Origin of the sequence: Mycobacterium kyogaense, assembly GCF_003254575.1 — a bacterium.
Taxonomy (GTDB): Bacteria; Actinomycetota; Actinomycetes; order Mycobacteriales; family Mycobacteriaceae; genus Mycobacterium; species Mycobacterium kyogaense.
In genome coordinates, this window is sequence record NZ_QJUA01000045.1 from 26953 (window position 1) to 41878 (window position 14926).

Below are 14926 nucleotides of genomic sequence, written 5' to 3' on the forward strand. Positions count from 1 at the left end.
CCCACCACCTTAATGGTGGGACGTCCGCTGGCCGGGCAGGCGCCCCTAGTGTCGTGCCCGCCCCTAACGGGACATCCCCTAATGGCCCCGGCGGCGAGGTGGGCAGAGCACCGATCCGCCGGGACCGCTCTCGCCGATAGCATCGGTGCACGCACTGCTTCGAGAAAGATGCGAGGGGAAGGTCCGGACGTGGCGAACTCACTGGTCGATTTCGTGGTGTCGCTGGTTCGCGATCCAGCTGCGGCAGCTGCCTATGCCGCCGATCCGGCGCAGGCTCTCGCCGATGCCCACCTCACCGATGTGACCAGCGCTGATGTGCAGAACCTCCTGCCTGTTGTCTCGGAGTCGCTGTCGATGGCGGCACCCGTCCACAGCTGGGACGCACTGGGCGCAGAGCACGGCATCGACACCGGAATCGACACCGCCAACGTCTGGTCCAGCGGAGCTGCCACCGCCGCCTTCGACGCGTTCGACGATCACGTCCCGACCATCAGCACCGCGATCGACGCCGACCATTCCGTGCCCGCCATCGTCGACCACCTCGACGAACCATTGGATCTCGCATCAACGGCCCAATCCCTGCCTGACGTGCCGTCGGTGCAGTTCGACGACCCGGGAGCCGATCATCTGGCGCTGGTCGAGCCGGTCGCGCAGGAGCACTGGACCCACGCTGTCAGCGATACCGGTGACGTCCATCCGGTGGACCACCTGCCGGATATCGATCTGTTCCACTGATCCGTTCCCCGAAGAGCCCGCGCAGCCCCCCCTGCGCGGGCTTTTTGCATGTGTGAGCTGCGCAGACAGGGCGCTCCCCAGGAACCCCGGCATACCCCCTAATCCCCTAACGGGGGACGAGGAGAATCCCGCATCGGGGTTTTGCAGTGGCGGGTGTCAGCCCCGTTTCCGGGCGGTCGCGCGGCCCATAACGTGGTCTCCAGATCGCCGGGCAGTCCGGTGAGACATCCCGAAAGGCACTCCCATGACGAGTTTGATCGACTTCATCCTCGACCTGTTCCGCAGCCCCGCGTCGGCCGCGTCGTTCGTCATCGACCCCGACGGCGCGCTGCGCGACGCCGGCCTGCCGAACGTCACCGCCGCCCAGCTCGCCTCTGTCGCGGCCACCGCCGCACCGGCCGGATACGCCCTCGGCGGCGGCGACCCGATCGTCGGGCTGCAGCGTGCCGTGGCCGATCACCACCAGCTGGCCTCCAACTTCGCCTCGCCGTTCTCCCCCCAGACCTCCTGGGCCCCGCAGAACACCTTCGCCCCGAACACCAACACCGACCTGGCCAGCCACAACAACATCCCGATCGCGAGCCCGAACCAGGATGCCGGCGCAAACGCCCAGAACGGCGCCTTCAACCTCGGCTTCGGCGACATCACCCTCGGTGACAAGAGCACCAACACCGCCACCAACGGCGGCGTGGTCGTCGACGGCGACAACAAGGGCGACATCGTCAGCGGCGACGGCGCCGTGCTCGGCAACAACAACGACGTCAACAACGGCGACATCCTGGCCGGGTCGGGCTCGCACGTCGCGGTGGGCCGCGGCAACGAGATCGAGGACAACAGCCAGCACGCAGGCGGTGACGTGGTCTCGGGCAACTCCGGCGCCGTGATCAAGGACAACGACCTGTCCGGCGGCAACGGCGGCGGCTCGCACGGCGGCGGCAGCCTGCTCGGCATCGGCAGCGGCAACTCCGCCGGTGGCGACGGCGGCAACGCCGGTTCGATCATCGTCTCCGACAGCCACGCCAACAGCGGCACGCAGACCACCATCGGTGGCGACTCCGGAAGCCACAACTCGGTGGATGAGTCCACCAACACGTCGGTACACACCGAGACCTCGCACGACACGTCGATCGAGGACCACTCCTCGAGCTACGAGTCGAACATCGGCTCGGGCAACGAGACCGCGATCGGATCGGGCAACCACACCGACACGTCGCTGTTCTCGGGCAACGACACCGGGCTCTCGTCGCACACCGACATCGCCTCCCACAATCCGGACGTCGCGTCTCACAACGATGTGGCCTCGCACAACGCGGTCGCCCCGCTCGACGTGTTCTGATCCACCCACCCGCTGGCGGGGACCGCACCGGTCCCCGCCAGCTCGGCGTTTACCGTTGACACCCAGAGCGAAGGCGAAGGAGGGGCCGTCATGACCCAACCGACCCGCGTGCTGATCGAACTCCTCGACCACACCAGGACGATCGCCGAGACGCGTCAGCGCGGTGACCTGGTCGCCCGGCTCTCCCGGGCGAAGGCCCGCGTCGAGGACCCGCAGATCCGGGTCGTGATCGCCGGCCAGCTCAAACAGGGCAAGAGTCAGTTGCTGAACTCGCTGCTCAACATGCCGGTGGCCCGCGTCGGCGACGACGAGTCGACCGTGCTGCCCACCGTGGTGTCGTACGGCGAGCCGGCGTCCGCCCGCCTCGTGGTCGGGCGCCCGGACGGCGACGAGCCGGAGCTGGTCGAGATCCCCGTCACCGACCTGGGCACCGATCTGCGCCGGGCTCCGGCGGCCCGGGGCCGTGACGTGCTGCGCATCGAAGTGACGGCGCCGAGCCCGCTGCTCAAAGGGGGCCTCGCGTTCGTCGACACCCCCGGCGTGGGCGGGCACGGGCAGCCGCACCTGTCGGCCACGCTGGGGCTGCTGCCCGACGCCGACGCGATGCTGCTGATCAGCGACACCAGCGCCGAGTTCACCGAGCCGGAGATGACGTTCCTGCGCCAGGCGCTCGAGGTCTGTCCCGTCGCGGTGATCGTGGCGACCAAGACCGATCTGTACCCGCACTGGCGGCAGGTGGTCGACGCCAACGCCGCACACCTGCGCCGTGCCGGGGTCTCCACACCGCTGATTCCCGCGTCGTCGGTGCTGCGCAGCCACGCCGTGGCGCTCAACGACAAGGAACTCAACGAGGAATCCAACTTCCCGGCGATCGTGAGGTTCCTGTCCGAGGAGGTACTCGGACGGCAGAAGGACCGCGTCCGCGAGCACGCGCTCGGCGACATCCGCGCCGCCGCAGAACATCTGATGCTCGCCGCGCAGGCCGAACTGTCCGCGCTCAACGACCCGCACACCCGGGAGAAGCTGACCGCCGACCTGGAGGCGCGCAAGCAGGAGGCCCAGGATGCGCTGCAGCAGACCGCGCTGTGGCAGCAGGTGCTCTCCGACGGGATCGCCGACCTGACCGCCGATGTGGATCACGATCTGCGGCAACGGTTTCGGACCATCACCTTCCACACCGAAGCGGTGATCGACGCAGGCGACCCGACGTTGCAGTGGGCGGAGATCGGCGCCGAACTCGAAGATGCGGTGGCCACCGCGGTCGGCGACAACTTCGTGTGGGCCTACCGGCGCGCGGAGGCGCTGGCCGCCGAGGTGGCCCGCACGTTCTCCGAGGCCGGCCTCGACGCGGTGCGGATGCCCGACCTGGATCCGCGCGCGATGGGTGCGGAGTTCGCCGAGTTCTCCTCGTTGGCCCACCTCGAAGCCAAGCCGATCAAGTTCGGCCACAAGGTCGTCACCGGGATGCGCGGCTCCTACGGCGGCGTGCTGATGTTCGGCATGCTGACCTCGTTCGCCGGCCTGGGCATGTTCAACCCGCTGTCGCTGGGCGCTGGCTTCGTGCTCGGCCGCAAGGCGTACAAGGAGGACATGGAGAACCGGATGCTGCGGGTGCGCAGCGAGGCCAAGAGCAACGTGCGCCGATTCGTCGACGACGTCGCCTTCGTCGTCGGCAAGGAGTCCCGCGACCGGCTCAAGGCGATCCAGCGCCAGCTGCGCGACCACTACCGCGACATCGCCAACCAGACCAGCCGCTCACTGAACGAATCCCTGCAGGCGACGCTGGCCGCGGCGAAGGTGGCCGAGACCGAACACGCGGGCCGGGTCAAAGAACTGGAACGGCAGCTCAACATCCTGCGCCAGGTCGTCGAGCACGCCGACAAGCTCGCCGCGGAAGGGTCACTAAGCTCGAAGAGCTAAACAGTCGGGCGAGCAGGACGGGACGGCACTGAGCACCAGCGACCGCGTGCGGGCAATCCTCGGCGGCACCATCGCCGCCTACCGCGCCGACCCTGCCTACCGCGACCGCCCCGCGCTGCATCATGAGCTGTCCCGCGTGGGACACCGGCTCAACCAGCCGATGCGGATCGCGCTCGCCGGCACCCTCAAAGCCGGTAAGTCGACGCTGGTCAATGCCCTTGTCGGGGACACCATCGCCCCCACCGACGCGACCGAGGCCACCCGCATCGTCACGTGGTTCCGGCACGGACCCACGCCGCGGGTGAGCGCCAACCACCGCGACGGGCACCGCTCCAACGTCCCGATCACGCGGGACCCGACCGACCGTGGCCTGACATTCGACCTGGCCCGGCTCGACCCGGAGGACGTCGTCGACCTCGACGTCGAATGGCCGGCCGCCGAGCTGATCGACGCGACGATCATCGACACCCCGGGCACGTCGTCGCTGTCCCGCGACGTGTCCGCTCGCACGTTGCGGCTGTTGGTCCCCGCCGACGGGATACCGCGCGTCGACGCCGTCGTGTTCCTGCTGCGCACCCTCAACGCCGCCGACATCGCGCTGCTCCAACAGATCGGTGACCTGGTCGGCGGCTCGGCCGGCGCGCTCGGCGTCATCGGGGTGGCGTCCCGGGCCGACGAGATCGGGGCCGGCCGCATCGACGCGATGATGTCCGCCCGCGACGTGGCCCAGCGCTTCACCGCCGAGATGGACCGCACCGGCATCTGTCAGGCCGTGGTCCCGGTGTCGGGCCTGCTCGCGCTGACGGCGCGGACGCTGCGGCAGAGCGAGTTCGTCGCGCTGGAGAAGCTCGCCGGCGTCGACTCCACCGAGCTGACGAAGGCGATGCTGTCGGTCGACCGGTTCGTCCGCGAGGACACCACCCTGCCCGTGGACGCCGCCACCCGCGCCGCGCTGCTCGACCGGTTCGGGATGTTCGGCATCCGGATCTCGATCGCGGTGCTGCGCGCCGGGGTCAGCGACTCGGTGGCCCTGGCCGACGAGCTGCTCGACCGCAGCGGGCTGGTCGCGCTGCGCGAGGTGATCGACCAGCAGTTCGCGCAGCGCTCCGACCTGCTCAAAGCGCACACCGCGCTGCTGACGCTGCGGGAGATCGTCACCCGCAATCCGATCCCCGCGACGCCGCACATCCTCGCCGACATCGAGCCGCTGCTGGCGGACACGCACGCCTTCGAGGAGCTGCGGCTGCTCAGCGCGCTGCGGTCCCGCCCGACCACGCTGAACCCCGACGAGATGGCCTCACTGCGACGGCTGATCGGCGGCTCGGGCGCCGACCCCGCGAGCCGGTTGGGGCTGACGCCGGAGACGGCCGACGACGGTCCCAGGGCCGCGTTCGCCGCAGCCCAACGCTGGCGTCGGCGCGCCGAGCATCCGCTCAACGATCCGTTCACGACGCGGGCCTGCCGGGCCGCGGTGCGCAGCGCCGAGGCGCTGGTCGCCGGGTACTCCTGACATCTCGTTGTGCGCTTAACGTTTCGGCTGCGCAAAACGACTAAGAGGTATGCGCTCTTCTGTGGGGATTTCGCTGGGATCGGCGAACCTCGTCGCCGTGACGGGCGGCCGGCCGATCGTCCGGCCCGCGGCGGTGACGATCCGGCCCGGCGTCACGGTGACCGGGTTCGTCGACCGCGTCGGCGACCCGGTGCCGATGCTGGCCGGTGACGGTTCCGCGCACCGCGCCGACGGCCTGGCCGCCGCCGCGATCGAAGCGGCCACCCGGCAGGCCTCCCCGCGATACCGGCCGCAGCTGGGCGCGGTCGCGGTACCCGGACACTGGTCCGACGGGGCGGTCGCCGCACTGCGCGCCGTCGCACCGCACCTGCACGTCGTATCCGAGGCCACCGCGGCCCTGACGGCCGTCGCCGCCGGCCCCGGCCTGCCGGCGCGCGGCGTGGTCCTGCTGGTCGACCTCGGCGCCGGCGGCACGAGCATCACCCTCGCCGACGCCGGTGCAGGCTTCGCGCCGATCGGACCGATCGTGCGCTGCGACGAGTTCTCCGGCGACCTCGTGGACCAGGCGCTGCTGCGCCACGTCATCGACGGCCTGGAGTTCGACCCGGCAGGCACCTCCGCGGTGGCCTCGCTGCTCGACCTGCGCGCGGAGAGCCGGGCCGCCAAAGAACGGCTGTCGCAGGTGACCGCAACCGCCGTGGCCGGCGCTTGCGGCCCCGTCCGCGTGACGCGCGGTGAGCTCGAGGCGCTGATCGCCGAGCCGCTCGATCGCCTGGTGGCGACGATCGTCGACGTGCTGAACCGTGCTCGGGTCACGCCGACGGCCGTGGTCACCGTCGGGGGTGGGGCTCGCATTCCGCTGGTGACACAACGACTTTCCGACGCGTTGCGCGCCCCGGTGCGCACCACCGTGCATCCGCAGATCGCCGCAGCCACGGGCGCCGAGCTGTTGGCGCTGCGCAGTGTCGAGCAGCAGGCCGCGACCGTCGCGGTCCCGGCCGCCGCGACCATGCTGGCGCCTGCCGTGCCTGCGCTGGCCTGGTCGGCCGAGGAGGACGACGCGGCCGAGACCGAATTCGCCATGCCGGCAGCGGACACCGAGGCAGTAGCGGACACGGGTGCGGCGCGCCCAGTCGTGCAGTTCAGCCAGGGCGCCGAGGAGACCCCGGCGAAGAAACGCGTGGCTGCCCCGGTGTGGCTGGCCGGCGCGGCGTGCGTCGCGGCGATCGCGACGGCGGCGGTGATGCTCACCAGCCAGATCGCCCGCAGCGACGAGACCTCACCGGCATCGGGGATCAGCACGCCCGTCGCCATGCACGCGCTCGAACCGGCGGCGGCGCCACCCGCGGAGTCACCGCAGGCCGACGCTGCCACGCAGACCGTCGAAGCTGCGGCGCCCGCACCCCAGCCCGTCGCGGTCCAGGCGGCCCCGGCGCCGGCGGCGCCCCAGGGTCAGGTGGTCGCCAAGCAGGCCGCCCCCGCGCCGGCTCCCGCTGCGCCTGCGCCTGCTCCGGCTCCGGCTCCCGCGGCGCCGGCTCCCGCCGCGCCGGCTCCCGCGGTGCCCGCGCCGGTGTGGCCGCGACTTCCGTTGCCGCAGTTCACGTTCCCTGCACCCACGCCGAAGCCCAGCCCCACGCCGGCGCCGTCATCCACGCCGGAGCCGGCACCGTCGTCGTCTGCGCAGCCGACAACGACTCAGGCACCCACCAGCGCGGCGCCTGCGACCACGAGCGAGGCACCCACCAGCGAGGCGCCCGCGACCACTACGGCGCCGGTGGCGGAGCCGACGACGGCGTCACCGTCTGCGTCTGAGTCTCCGTCTGCGTGACGGTGCTCGTGCTGGTGCTCACCGACGTCGACGGCTGAGTCGTCGTTGTCGTGGTGGTCGTCGGTGCGGTGGTCTCGGTCGTGGTCGGCGTCGTGGTCGTGGTGGTCGGCGCCGTGGTCTCGGTGGTGGTCTCGGTCGTCTCGCCTGCCGTCGAACTCGACGTGAGGGCCGGCGCCGAACTCGAGGTCAGCGGTGTCAGCGACGTGCTCGGCTCCGACGGTGCATCCCCGGTGATGGCCTTGGCGAGCCCGAAGATGATCAGCGCGATGATGACCGCGCCCAGCGCGCCGAACGCCACCAGCGCGGCGGGTTTGCGGTACCACGGCGTGGGCTGGTCGTAGCCAGCCTGATAGTCATCCGGATAGCCGCCCTGCCCGTAGTTGCTGACCTGGGTCGCATCGTCGTCGGAGTAGTAGTTCTCGTCGTCACCGGATCCGTATCGCGCCACGGATCCCGATAGTAGGCTCTCGCCGCTACGTGCCCGGGTAGAGCGTGCGTGTCACGTTGGTTCTGGGGCGTTTGCGCGTCGTCGTGGTGTCCCCGTCCCCCTCGCCGTCATCGTCGCGGGTACGCGAGGTGCGCGGCGTCCGTGACGTGCTCGGCGTCTCCGAATCCGTCGTGGTGGGCGTCGTCGACTCCGGGTTGATGTCGGTGGTCATCGGGGGGCTGGTGCTGGTGATCGTCTCGGTGGTGGTCGGTGTCGACGATGCCGGTGCGGAGTTGCTCGTGAACGTGGGGTCGACGTAGTTCAGCGGCGCCTGCTCGGGCTCGGTGAACTGGCGGCCCAGCCACAGTCCGCCGGCGACGAGCGCCGCGATGACCGCCAGCGCCACGACGCTGACGCCGAGCAGTGTCGAGGTGCGGTTGTGCCACGGGACGTCCGACGGATCGCGATGCGCGCCCTCGTCTCGATCCGGCCTGGTCACGGCCACCGATAGTAACCGCGGGCCGGTTGGGTCCGCTGAGTCAGCCGAGCTGGGGTGCGATGGCCTCGGCGAAGAAGTCCACGTGGTCGAGGTCGGACATGTCGAGGAGCTGCAGGTACACCCGCTGCACGCCGGCCTCGACGAACGGTCCGAGCTTGTCGACGATCTCGTCGGGAGTGCCGACAGTGGGGGAGTTCGACCGCAGTTCGTCGACCTCGCGCCCGATGGCGGAGGCGCGGCGCGCGATCTCGTCGTCATCGCGGCCCGCGCACAGCACGAAGGCCGCGGAGTAGACGATCGAATCGGCAGGCCGGCCCGCCGCCTCGACCGCGTCGGCCACCCGGGCGAACTGCGTGCTCAGCGTGTCCAGCGGGACGAACGGGATGTTGAACTCCGCGGCGAAGCGCGCCGCCAGCGCCGGAGTCCGTTTGGCGCCGCCGCCGCCGATGATGATCGGCGGGTGGGGCGACTGCACGGGCTTGGGCAGCGCGGGGGAGTCGGTGATGTCGTAGTGCGTGCCGGCGTAGTCGAAGGTCTGGCCGGTCTCGGTGGTCCACAGCCCGGTGAAGATCTCCAGCTGCTCGGTCAGCCGGTCGAACCGCTCGCCCAGCGGCGGGAACGGGATCGCATACGCCTTGTGCTCGGCTTCGAACCAGCCCGCGCCGATACCGAATTCGACACGGCCACCGCTCATCTCGTCGACCTGGGCGACCGAGATGGCCAGCGGTCCCGGGTGCCGGAACGTCGCCGAGGTGACCATGGTGCCGAGGCGAATGGTCGACGTCTCGCGGGCCAGGCCCGCGAGCGTCACCCAGGAGTCGGTGGGGCCGGGCAGCCCGTCGCCGCTCATCGCGACGTAGTGGTCGGATCGGAAGAAGGCGGAATAGCCGGCGCTCTCGGCCGTCTGCGCGACGGCGAGCTGGTCGGCGTACGTGGCGCCCTGCTGGGGTTCGACGAAGATGCGGAAGTCCATGGGTTTCTCCTTGCGTCACAGGCCGCCGCGGGCGGCCTTCACCTCGGCCACCAGCTCCGGTGGGCCGTCGAACTCGACCTGGGCTTCGTCGCGGCCGGTGATGAACAGCAACAGCTCGCCGGGGTCTCCGATGACGGTGAGCGTCGGGCCGCGCCCCGCCGTCGCGAGCCGCTCACCCTGGGGTGTCTGCAGGACCACTTTGGCGGGGGCACACCGCAGCGTCATCCGCGACATCATCGCGACCGGACGGCGCAGCGCGGCGACGGTCTGATCGTCGAGCGGCCGTGGCTCCCAGCCCGGCTGTGCTCGGCGAGCGTCCTCGTTGTGGATGAACATCTCGGCGACGTTGGCGATCGGATCGAGCAGCTTGAACGGCGAGTACAGCGGCGGTCCTTCGGCCACCTGATCGACCAGGGCCTCCCAGTCCGTCGCCGCCGACACCTGCTTCTGCACGCGGTCGGTGTACCCGGCCAGCGCGGGAATGAGGATGCCCGGTGCGGCGTCGAGGCGGCGTTCCCGCACGACGAGGTGGGCGGCCAGGTCACGGGCGTCCCATCCGTCGCAGAGGGTGGGAGAGTCCGGCGTGAGGGTGCGGAACGTGGACACCAGGGCGGCGCGTTCCCGCTGGGCGACGGTCATGGGTGCGGTTCCTTTCAGCCGAGCGCGCGATCGAGGTTGATCGCGGCGCTGATCAACGACAGGTGGGTGAAGGCCTGCGGGAAGTTGCCGACCTGATCGCCGGTGGCGCTCACCTGTTCAGCGTAGAGACCCACGTGGTTGGCGTAGGTGAACATCTTCTCCAGCGCCAGCTGAGCGTCCCGCAACCGCCCTGCCCGAGTGAGTGCCTCGACGTACCAGAAGGTGCACAACGAGAACGTGCCCTCCTCTCCGTCGAGGCCGTCGCTGTCGTCGTACCGGAAGACCAGGCTGTCGGTGACCAACTGGCGTTCGATGGCGGCCAAAGTGGACAGGAACCGCGGATCTATCGGCGAGATGAACTTGACCATCGGCATCAGGAGCACACCGGCGTCGAGCGTGTCGTCGTTCTCGAACCGGGTGAACGTCTCCAGCTCGGCGTTCCAGCACGCGGTCATGATCCGTTCGTAGATCTCGTCGCGGACCCGCGACCAGGTCACCAGGTCGGCGGGCAGACCGCGCTGCCGGGCGATGCGGATGGCGCGTTCCAGCGCGACCCAGCACATCAGCCTCGAGGTGGTGTTCGCCTTGTCGTCGTCGCGGACCTCCCACATTCCGGCGTCGTCGCGCTGCCAGTTGTCGACCACCCAGCCGATGACATAGCTGACGTCAGACCAGGCGTCGTGGCTGATTCCGGCCCCGTACTTGTTGAACAGATACACCGAATCGATCAGATCGCCATAGATGTCGAGTTGGAGTTGTTCGGCGGCGGCGTTGCCTACCCGTACCGGCTTCGAGTCCAGATGCCCACGGAGATGGTCGAGTTCGATCTCCTCGGGTGCGTTGCCGTCGATGTCGTAGAGGACGCGCAGCGGCCCCAGGCCATCGGCTTCCCGCTCGCCGCGGCCGAGCCGTCGAGACAGCCATTCGATGAAGGCGTTGGCCTCGTCGTTGAAGCCCAGGCGCAGTAGTGCGTAGAGGCTGAATGCCGCGTCGCGCATCCACACATATCGATAGTCCCAGTTACGCTCTCCGCCAATGGTTTCCGGCAGGCTGGTGGTGGGCGCTGCAATGATCGCACCGGACGGCTCGTGAGTGAGCAGCTTCAGCGTGATCGCCGAGCGCTCCACCATCTCGCGCCAACGGCCCCGGTAGCGTGACGTCGCCAGCCAGGTCCGCCAGAACTGGGCAGTCGTCTCGAACAGGGCGTCCACGTCGTGAGCGTCGTCGGCATCGGTGTCGGGGCTGTCGAGCACCTCCAGTACGAACTGCGCGACCTCGCCGGTGCGCACCGTGAACTCGGCACTGACCACCCCGTCGTCCACGGTGACATCGATACTCGAGGCCAACGTCATCCCCAACTGGTCGGAGCGGAAATCGACCCTGCCGGCGCGCGATGTCACCGCGAACCGCGCTCTGCCGTAGTCCGGTCGTGCGTCGAGGGTCATCCGCACGGTCGTGGTGCCTCGCACCGCGACGATCCGGCGCACCAGACGCTGCCGGTGCTCGGTATCGCCCGGCCGCAGCACCGGCATGAAGTCGTGTATCTCGATCACCCCGTGCTCGGTCAGGAAACGGGTGATCAGCGTGGCCGATTCGGGCAGATAGAATTGGTGTGACCCGGCGGCGTCGCAGACGGGTGTCAGCGTCCAGCTGCCGCCGGCGTCGGTGTCGAGGATCGCTCCGAAGACGCTGCCGGAATCGAACCTCGGCGCGCAGAACCAGTCGATGGTGCCATCGGTGGCGACCAACGCACAGGTCCGCAGATCGCCGATCAGTCCGTGGTGCGCGATCGACGGGCCATCAGGCATCGGGTAGCCGCCACCCGCGAGGACCGGGCAGCGTCAGCGCGGATTCCGGTCCCCACGACCCCTGTGCATACGGCTGTACGGACGGCGGGTTGTCGAGCACGGGCTGGCACACCTGCCAGAGCCGGTCGACTTCGTCGCCGCGGGCGAACAGTGTCTGATCGCCGCGCATGACATCGAGGATCAGCCGCTCGTACGCCTCCAGCGCGTCGTCCTCGTGCTCGGTCCGGGCCAGGTCGAGCTGAGAGCGCAGCGGTTCGACGACGGTGTCCGGGCCAGGTCGCTTGACGTTGAGAACCACTGTGGCCGATGGTGTTTGGCCCAGTTCGAGGCCAAGCTGATCAGGCTGGGGTGCGTCACCGTCGAATGGGGACGGCGGTGTGCGGAACGTCACCGTGACACTGCGTCGATTGTCCGCCAATGCCTTTCCCGTACGGAGGTAGAACGGTACGTCGCGCCAACGCTCGTTGTCGACGAAGGCTTCGAGTGCCACGAACGTCTCGACCTGCGAATCGTCGGCGACATCGTCGTCGTCGCGGTAGCCGTCGAATTGCCCGAACACCACCCGGTCTGGGTCGAGCGGCCGCATCGCCTGGAACACCGCGGCCTTGGCTTCCCGCAAAGCGTCGGCGTCCACGGTCTCCGGCCGTTCCATCGCGACGAACCCGAGCACCTGGCACAGATGAGTGGTCACCATGTCACGGAAACACCCGGTGGACTCGTAGAAGCTCCCCCTGCCCTCCAGTCCGAGATCCTCGGGCACATCGATCTGCACGGACTCGACATGCTCTCTGTTCCAGGCGGATTCGATGATGGCATTCGCGAAACGCAGAGCGAGGATGTTCTGCACGGCCTCCTTGCCCAGGAAATGATCGATGCGGTACACCGAGCTCTCGTCAGTGACCGATGACACCGTGGCATCGAGCGCGCGCGAACTGTCGAGGTCGGTTCCGAACGGCTTCTCGATGATCATCCGGGCGTCCTTGGCGAGCCCTTCGCGGCCCAGCATCGCAATCATCGGCTCCATCGCCGTAGGTGGCACCGACAGGTAGATCACGGTCTGGGCGTCGGCGCCGACATCGGGCTTGGCCGTGGTCACCGCCGACGCAAGATCGGCGCCGTCGTCGGCGTTCGAGGTCTGAAAAGACAGGCGCTGCAACAGCTTCTCGACGACCTCTGCGTCGAGGTCGTCGATCGACTCGGACAGTCCCGTGCGGACCGACTCGCGGAAGTCATCGAGGCTGTCGGGTGCGCTGCGTCCCGATCCGATGATCGCGTAGTCGTCGGGGAAGTGCCCGGCGGCGGCGAGCCGGTAGATGCTGGGGAACAGCATGCGGCGGGCGAGGTCGCCGCGGGCGCCGAAGAGCACCAGGACGAAGGGGGCGACGGTCATGTGGCTGACTCCTGGAGGTTCAACAGTGCGTTCTCGACGACTTCGGTGAGCGCCGGGTGGATCCAGTACGGCCGACCGGCCAGGTCGTGCGCCGTGATGCCGAAGTTCATGGCGACGACGAAAATCTGGATGAGGCTGGCGGCCTGGTCGCCGATCAGATGGGCGCCCAGGATCGCTCCGCCGGGTTCGGCGAGTACCTTGCACAACCCGGTCGAGTCCTGCATGGCCCATCCGTAGGCCACGTCGGAGTACTCGGCGACGCCGACGGAGAAGTCGAGTCCGTCACGCCGGCAGTCGTCTTCGGTCCGGCCGACCGATGCGATCTGCGGGCTGGTGAAGACCGCCGACGGCACGAGATCGTGACTGATCTCGCGGAGGTCGTCGGGGTGCAGCAGATTGTGTTTGACGACGCCGGCTTCGCGATTGGCGACGTGTTTGAGGGGGACCGGGGTGCTGACATCGCCGAGGGCGAAGATTCCCGCGGCGGAGGTACGGCAGTAGCTGTCCACGGCGATGCGCCCGTCGTCGTCGGTGTCGATGCCCGCCTTCTCGACATCGAGGTGGTCGCTGTTGGGGCGCCGTCCCGCGGCCACCAGCAGCGCGTCTGCCTTCACCGACGTGCCGTCGTCGAGCTCGATGCTGAGATCGCCTGGGCTGCCGGAAATCTCGATGAGCTCGGTGCCGCACCTCACGTCGTAGGTGTCGCGCATCAGGTCGGTGTACACGTCGCGGACGGCGTCGTCCTGCGGTCCACCCAGAAGACGCCCCGACTTCTCGATGATCGTGATCCGGCTGCCTGCGGCGGCGAAGACATGGGCGAGTTCGGCGGCGATGTATCCGCCGCCGAGCACCGCGAGATGCTCAGGTGGCGTGTCGCGTCGCATCACCGTGTCGGAGGTCTCGTAGGGCAGCCCCGAATTCGCGACGGCGTCGGGCACCACCGGTCGGCTGCCCGTCGCGATCACGATTCGCTCGGCCTCGATCTCGACGGTGCCGTCGTCGGTCGCGATCTCCATCCGGCGTGGACCCGTGAAGCGCGCCTGCCCGTGGTAGACGGTGATGAAATCGCTGTCGCGGCGGCCTTGTTCGCCCTCATCGGCGAGTGCGTCGGTTCTGCTGAAGACGCGATCCCGCACGTCCGGCCAACGCACGTGCGGGTTGCCGGCGTCGATGTCGAAATGCTCAGCCGTGCCGACAGTGTCGGCGACCTGAGCGGTGTAGGACAGCATCTTCGACGGGATGCATCCGTAATTCACGCAGGTACCGCCGAACTTGCGATCGTCGATGATCGCGACGTCCAGATCGGCGAACTGATCGTCGATGACCATGTTGCCCGAGCCGGCCCCGATGATGACGAGGTCGTGTGAGTGCACCCACCGCCTGTTCCCGGCGGGGCAGTTCTAGAAACTCGAGACGCCCTCGGTGCTGATCGTCATGCCGTGGCCGGTGCCGTCGTTGGTGAAGGTGGTGCCGTCCTCGGTGGCATCGATGGTCCAGCCGAGCGCCGAGTAGGTGCTGTAGTCCAGCGTGACGGCGGGAATCGCGCCGAGGTTGCCGAGCACCCAGCTGACCCGGCCGTCGGCGGTCAAGCGCACGCCGTTGGCAGGCTCGCCCTCGACCTCGGGCGCGTTGGTGAAGGCCGATTCGCAGCCGACTTCCTGCTCGTCCAGTTGGCAGCGGGTCTTGCCGGACTTGGTCTGGATGAAGACGTAGCCGTTCTGCGGGCTGAGCACCTCGCCCGATGGTGCGCGGGCGGTGGTGGACGGCGGCGCAGGTGGGGGAGTGCTCGGCGGCGGTGTCGAGCGGGTGGGCCGCGGGGTGGGAAAGTCCGGTTCGATACCGGTGTCCGGGCTGCGGGTCG

At 69.2% G+C, this 14926-nt stretch carries 13 protein-coding genes; 5 read left to right on the forward strand and 8 right to left on the reverse strand.

From position 1 onward, the window contains the following. Positions 1-189: 189 nt before the first annotated feature. The 5 genes from DMB80_RS23500 to DMB80_RS23520 all read left to right on the forward strand — a co-directional run bounded on the left by DMB80_RS23500 (position 190) and on the right by DMB80_RS23520 (position 7329). Complete coding sequence (locus tag DMB80_RS23500; RefSeq protein WP_111512066.1) at positions 190-735, forward strand: Rv0340 family IniB-related protein; 546 nt, start codon at positions 190-192, stop codon at positions 733-735. Between the two features lie 244 nt (positions 736-979). Further along, positions 980-2071, forward strand: a complete 1092-nt coding sequence (locus DMB80_RS23505; protein WP_046366612.1) for an IniB N-terminal domain-containing protein — start codon at positions 980-982, stop codon at positions 2069-2071. Positions 2072-2161: 90 nt separating this feature from the next. Beyond that, positions 2162-3991, forward strand: a complete 1830-nt coding sequence (gene iniA / locus DMB80_RS23510) for an isoniazid-induced dynamin-like GTPase IniA (RefSeq protein ID WP_162938681.1) — start codon at positions 2162-2164, stop codon at positions 3989-3991. Between the two features lie 28 nt (positions 3992-4019). Further along, positions 4020-5501 (forward strand): dynamin-like GTPase family protein, encoded by a 1482-nt coding sequence (locus DMB80_RS23515; RefSeq protein ID WP_111512067.1) that lies wholly within the window; start codon positions 4020-4022, stop codon positions 5499-5501. A 49-nt stretch (positions 5502-5550) separates the two neighbouring features. Continuing rightward, positions 5551-7329, forward strand: coding sequence for an Hsp70 family protein (locus DMB80_RS23520; protein WP_111512068.1), 1779 nt, complete (start codon positions 5551-5553; stop codon positions 7327-7329). On the opposite strand, the gene DMB80_RS23525 is transcribed toward DMB80_RS23520, so the two are convergent. The 8 genes from DMB80_RS23525 to DMB80_RS23560 form a co-directional block, all read right to left on the reverse strand. Next, complete coding sequence (locus tag DMB80_RS23525; RefSeq protein ID WP_111512069.1) at positions 7265-7777, reverse strand: hypothetical protein; 513 nt, start codon at positions 7775-7777, stop codon at positions 7265-7267. The genes DMB80_RS23520 and DMB80_RS23525 overlap by 65 nt on opposite strands. A 25-nt stretch (positions 7778-7802) precedes the next feature. After that, the gene (locus DMB80_RS23530) at positions 7803-8255 is read right to left on the reverse strand and encodes a hypothetical protein (RefSeq protein ID WP_338043891.1); all 453 of its coding nucleotides are present in this window, start codon (positions 8253-8255) and stop codon (positions 7803-7805) included. A 40-nt stretch (positions 8256-8295) separates the two neighbouring features. Further along, a complete protein-coding gene (locus DMB80_RS23535; protein ID WP_046364446.1) occupies positions 8296-9228 on the reverse strand; it encodes an LLM class F420-dependent oxidoreductase in 933 nt (310 codons plus the stop codon). Positions 9229-9243: 15 nt separating this feature from the next. Next, the gene (locus DMB80_RS23540; RefSeq protein ID WP_111512071.1) at positions 9244-9867 is read right to left on the reverse strand and encodes a TIGR03085 family metal-binding protein; all 624 of its coding nucleotides are present in this window, start codon (positions 9865-9867) and stop codon (positions 9244-9246) included. 14 nt (positions 9868-9881) lie between these two features. After that, a complete protein-coding gene (locus DMB80_RS23545; RefSeq protein WP_111512072.1) occupies positions 9882-11675 on the reverse strand; it encodes a glycoside hydrolase family 15 protein in 1794 nt (597 codons plus the stop codon). After that, complete coding sequence (gene zwf, locus DMB80_RS23550; protein ID WP_111512073.1) at positions 11668-13065, reverse strand: glucose-6-phosphate dehydrogenase; 1398 nt, start codon at positions 13063-13065, stop codon at positions 11668-11670. The genes DMB80_RS23545 and zwf overlap by 8 nt, the downstream gene beginning before the upstream one ends. Continuing rightward, positions 13062-14438: a mycothione reductase gene (locus tag DMB80_RS23555; protein ID WP_111512074.1), complete on the reverse strand. Its 1377-nt coding sequence runs from the start codon at positions 14436-14438 to the stop codon at positions 13062-13064. The genes zwf and DMB80_RS23555 overlap by 4 nt, the downstream gene beginning before the upstream one ends. Positions 14439-14465: 27 nt before the next feature. Continuing rightward, a partial coding sequence (locus tag DMB80_RS23560) for a hypothetical protein (protein ID WP_111512079.1) occupies positions 14466-14926 on the reverse strand: 461 nt, incomplete at its 5' end.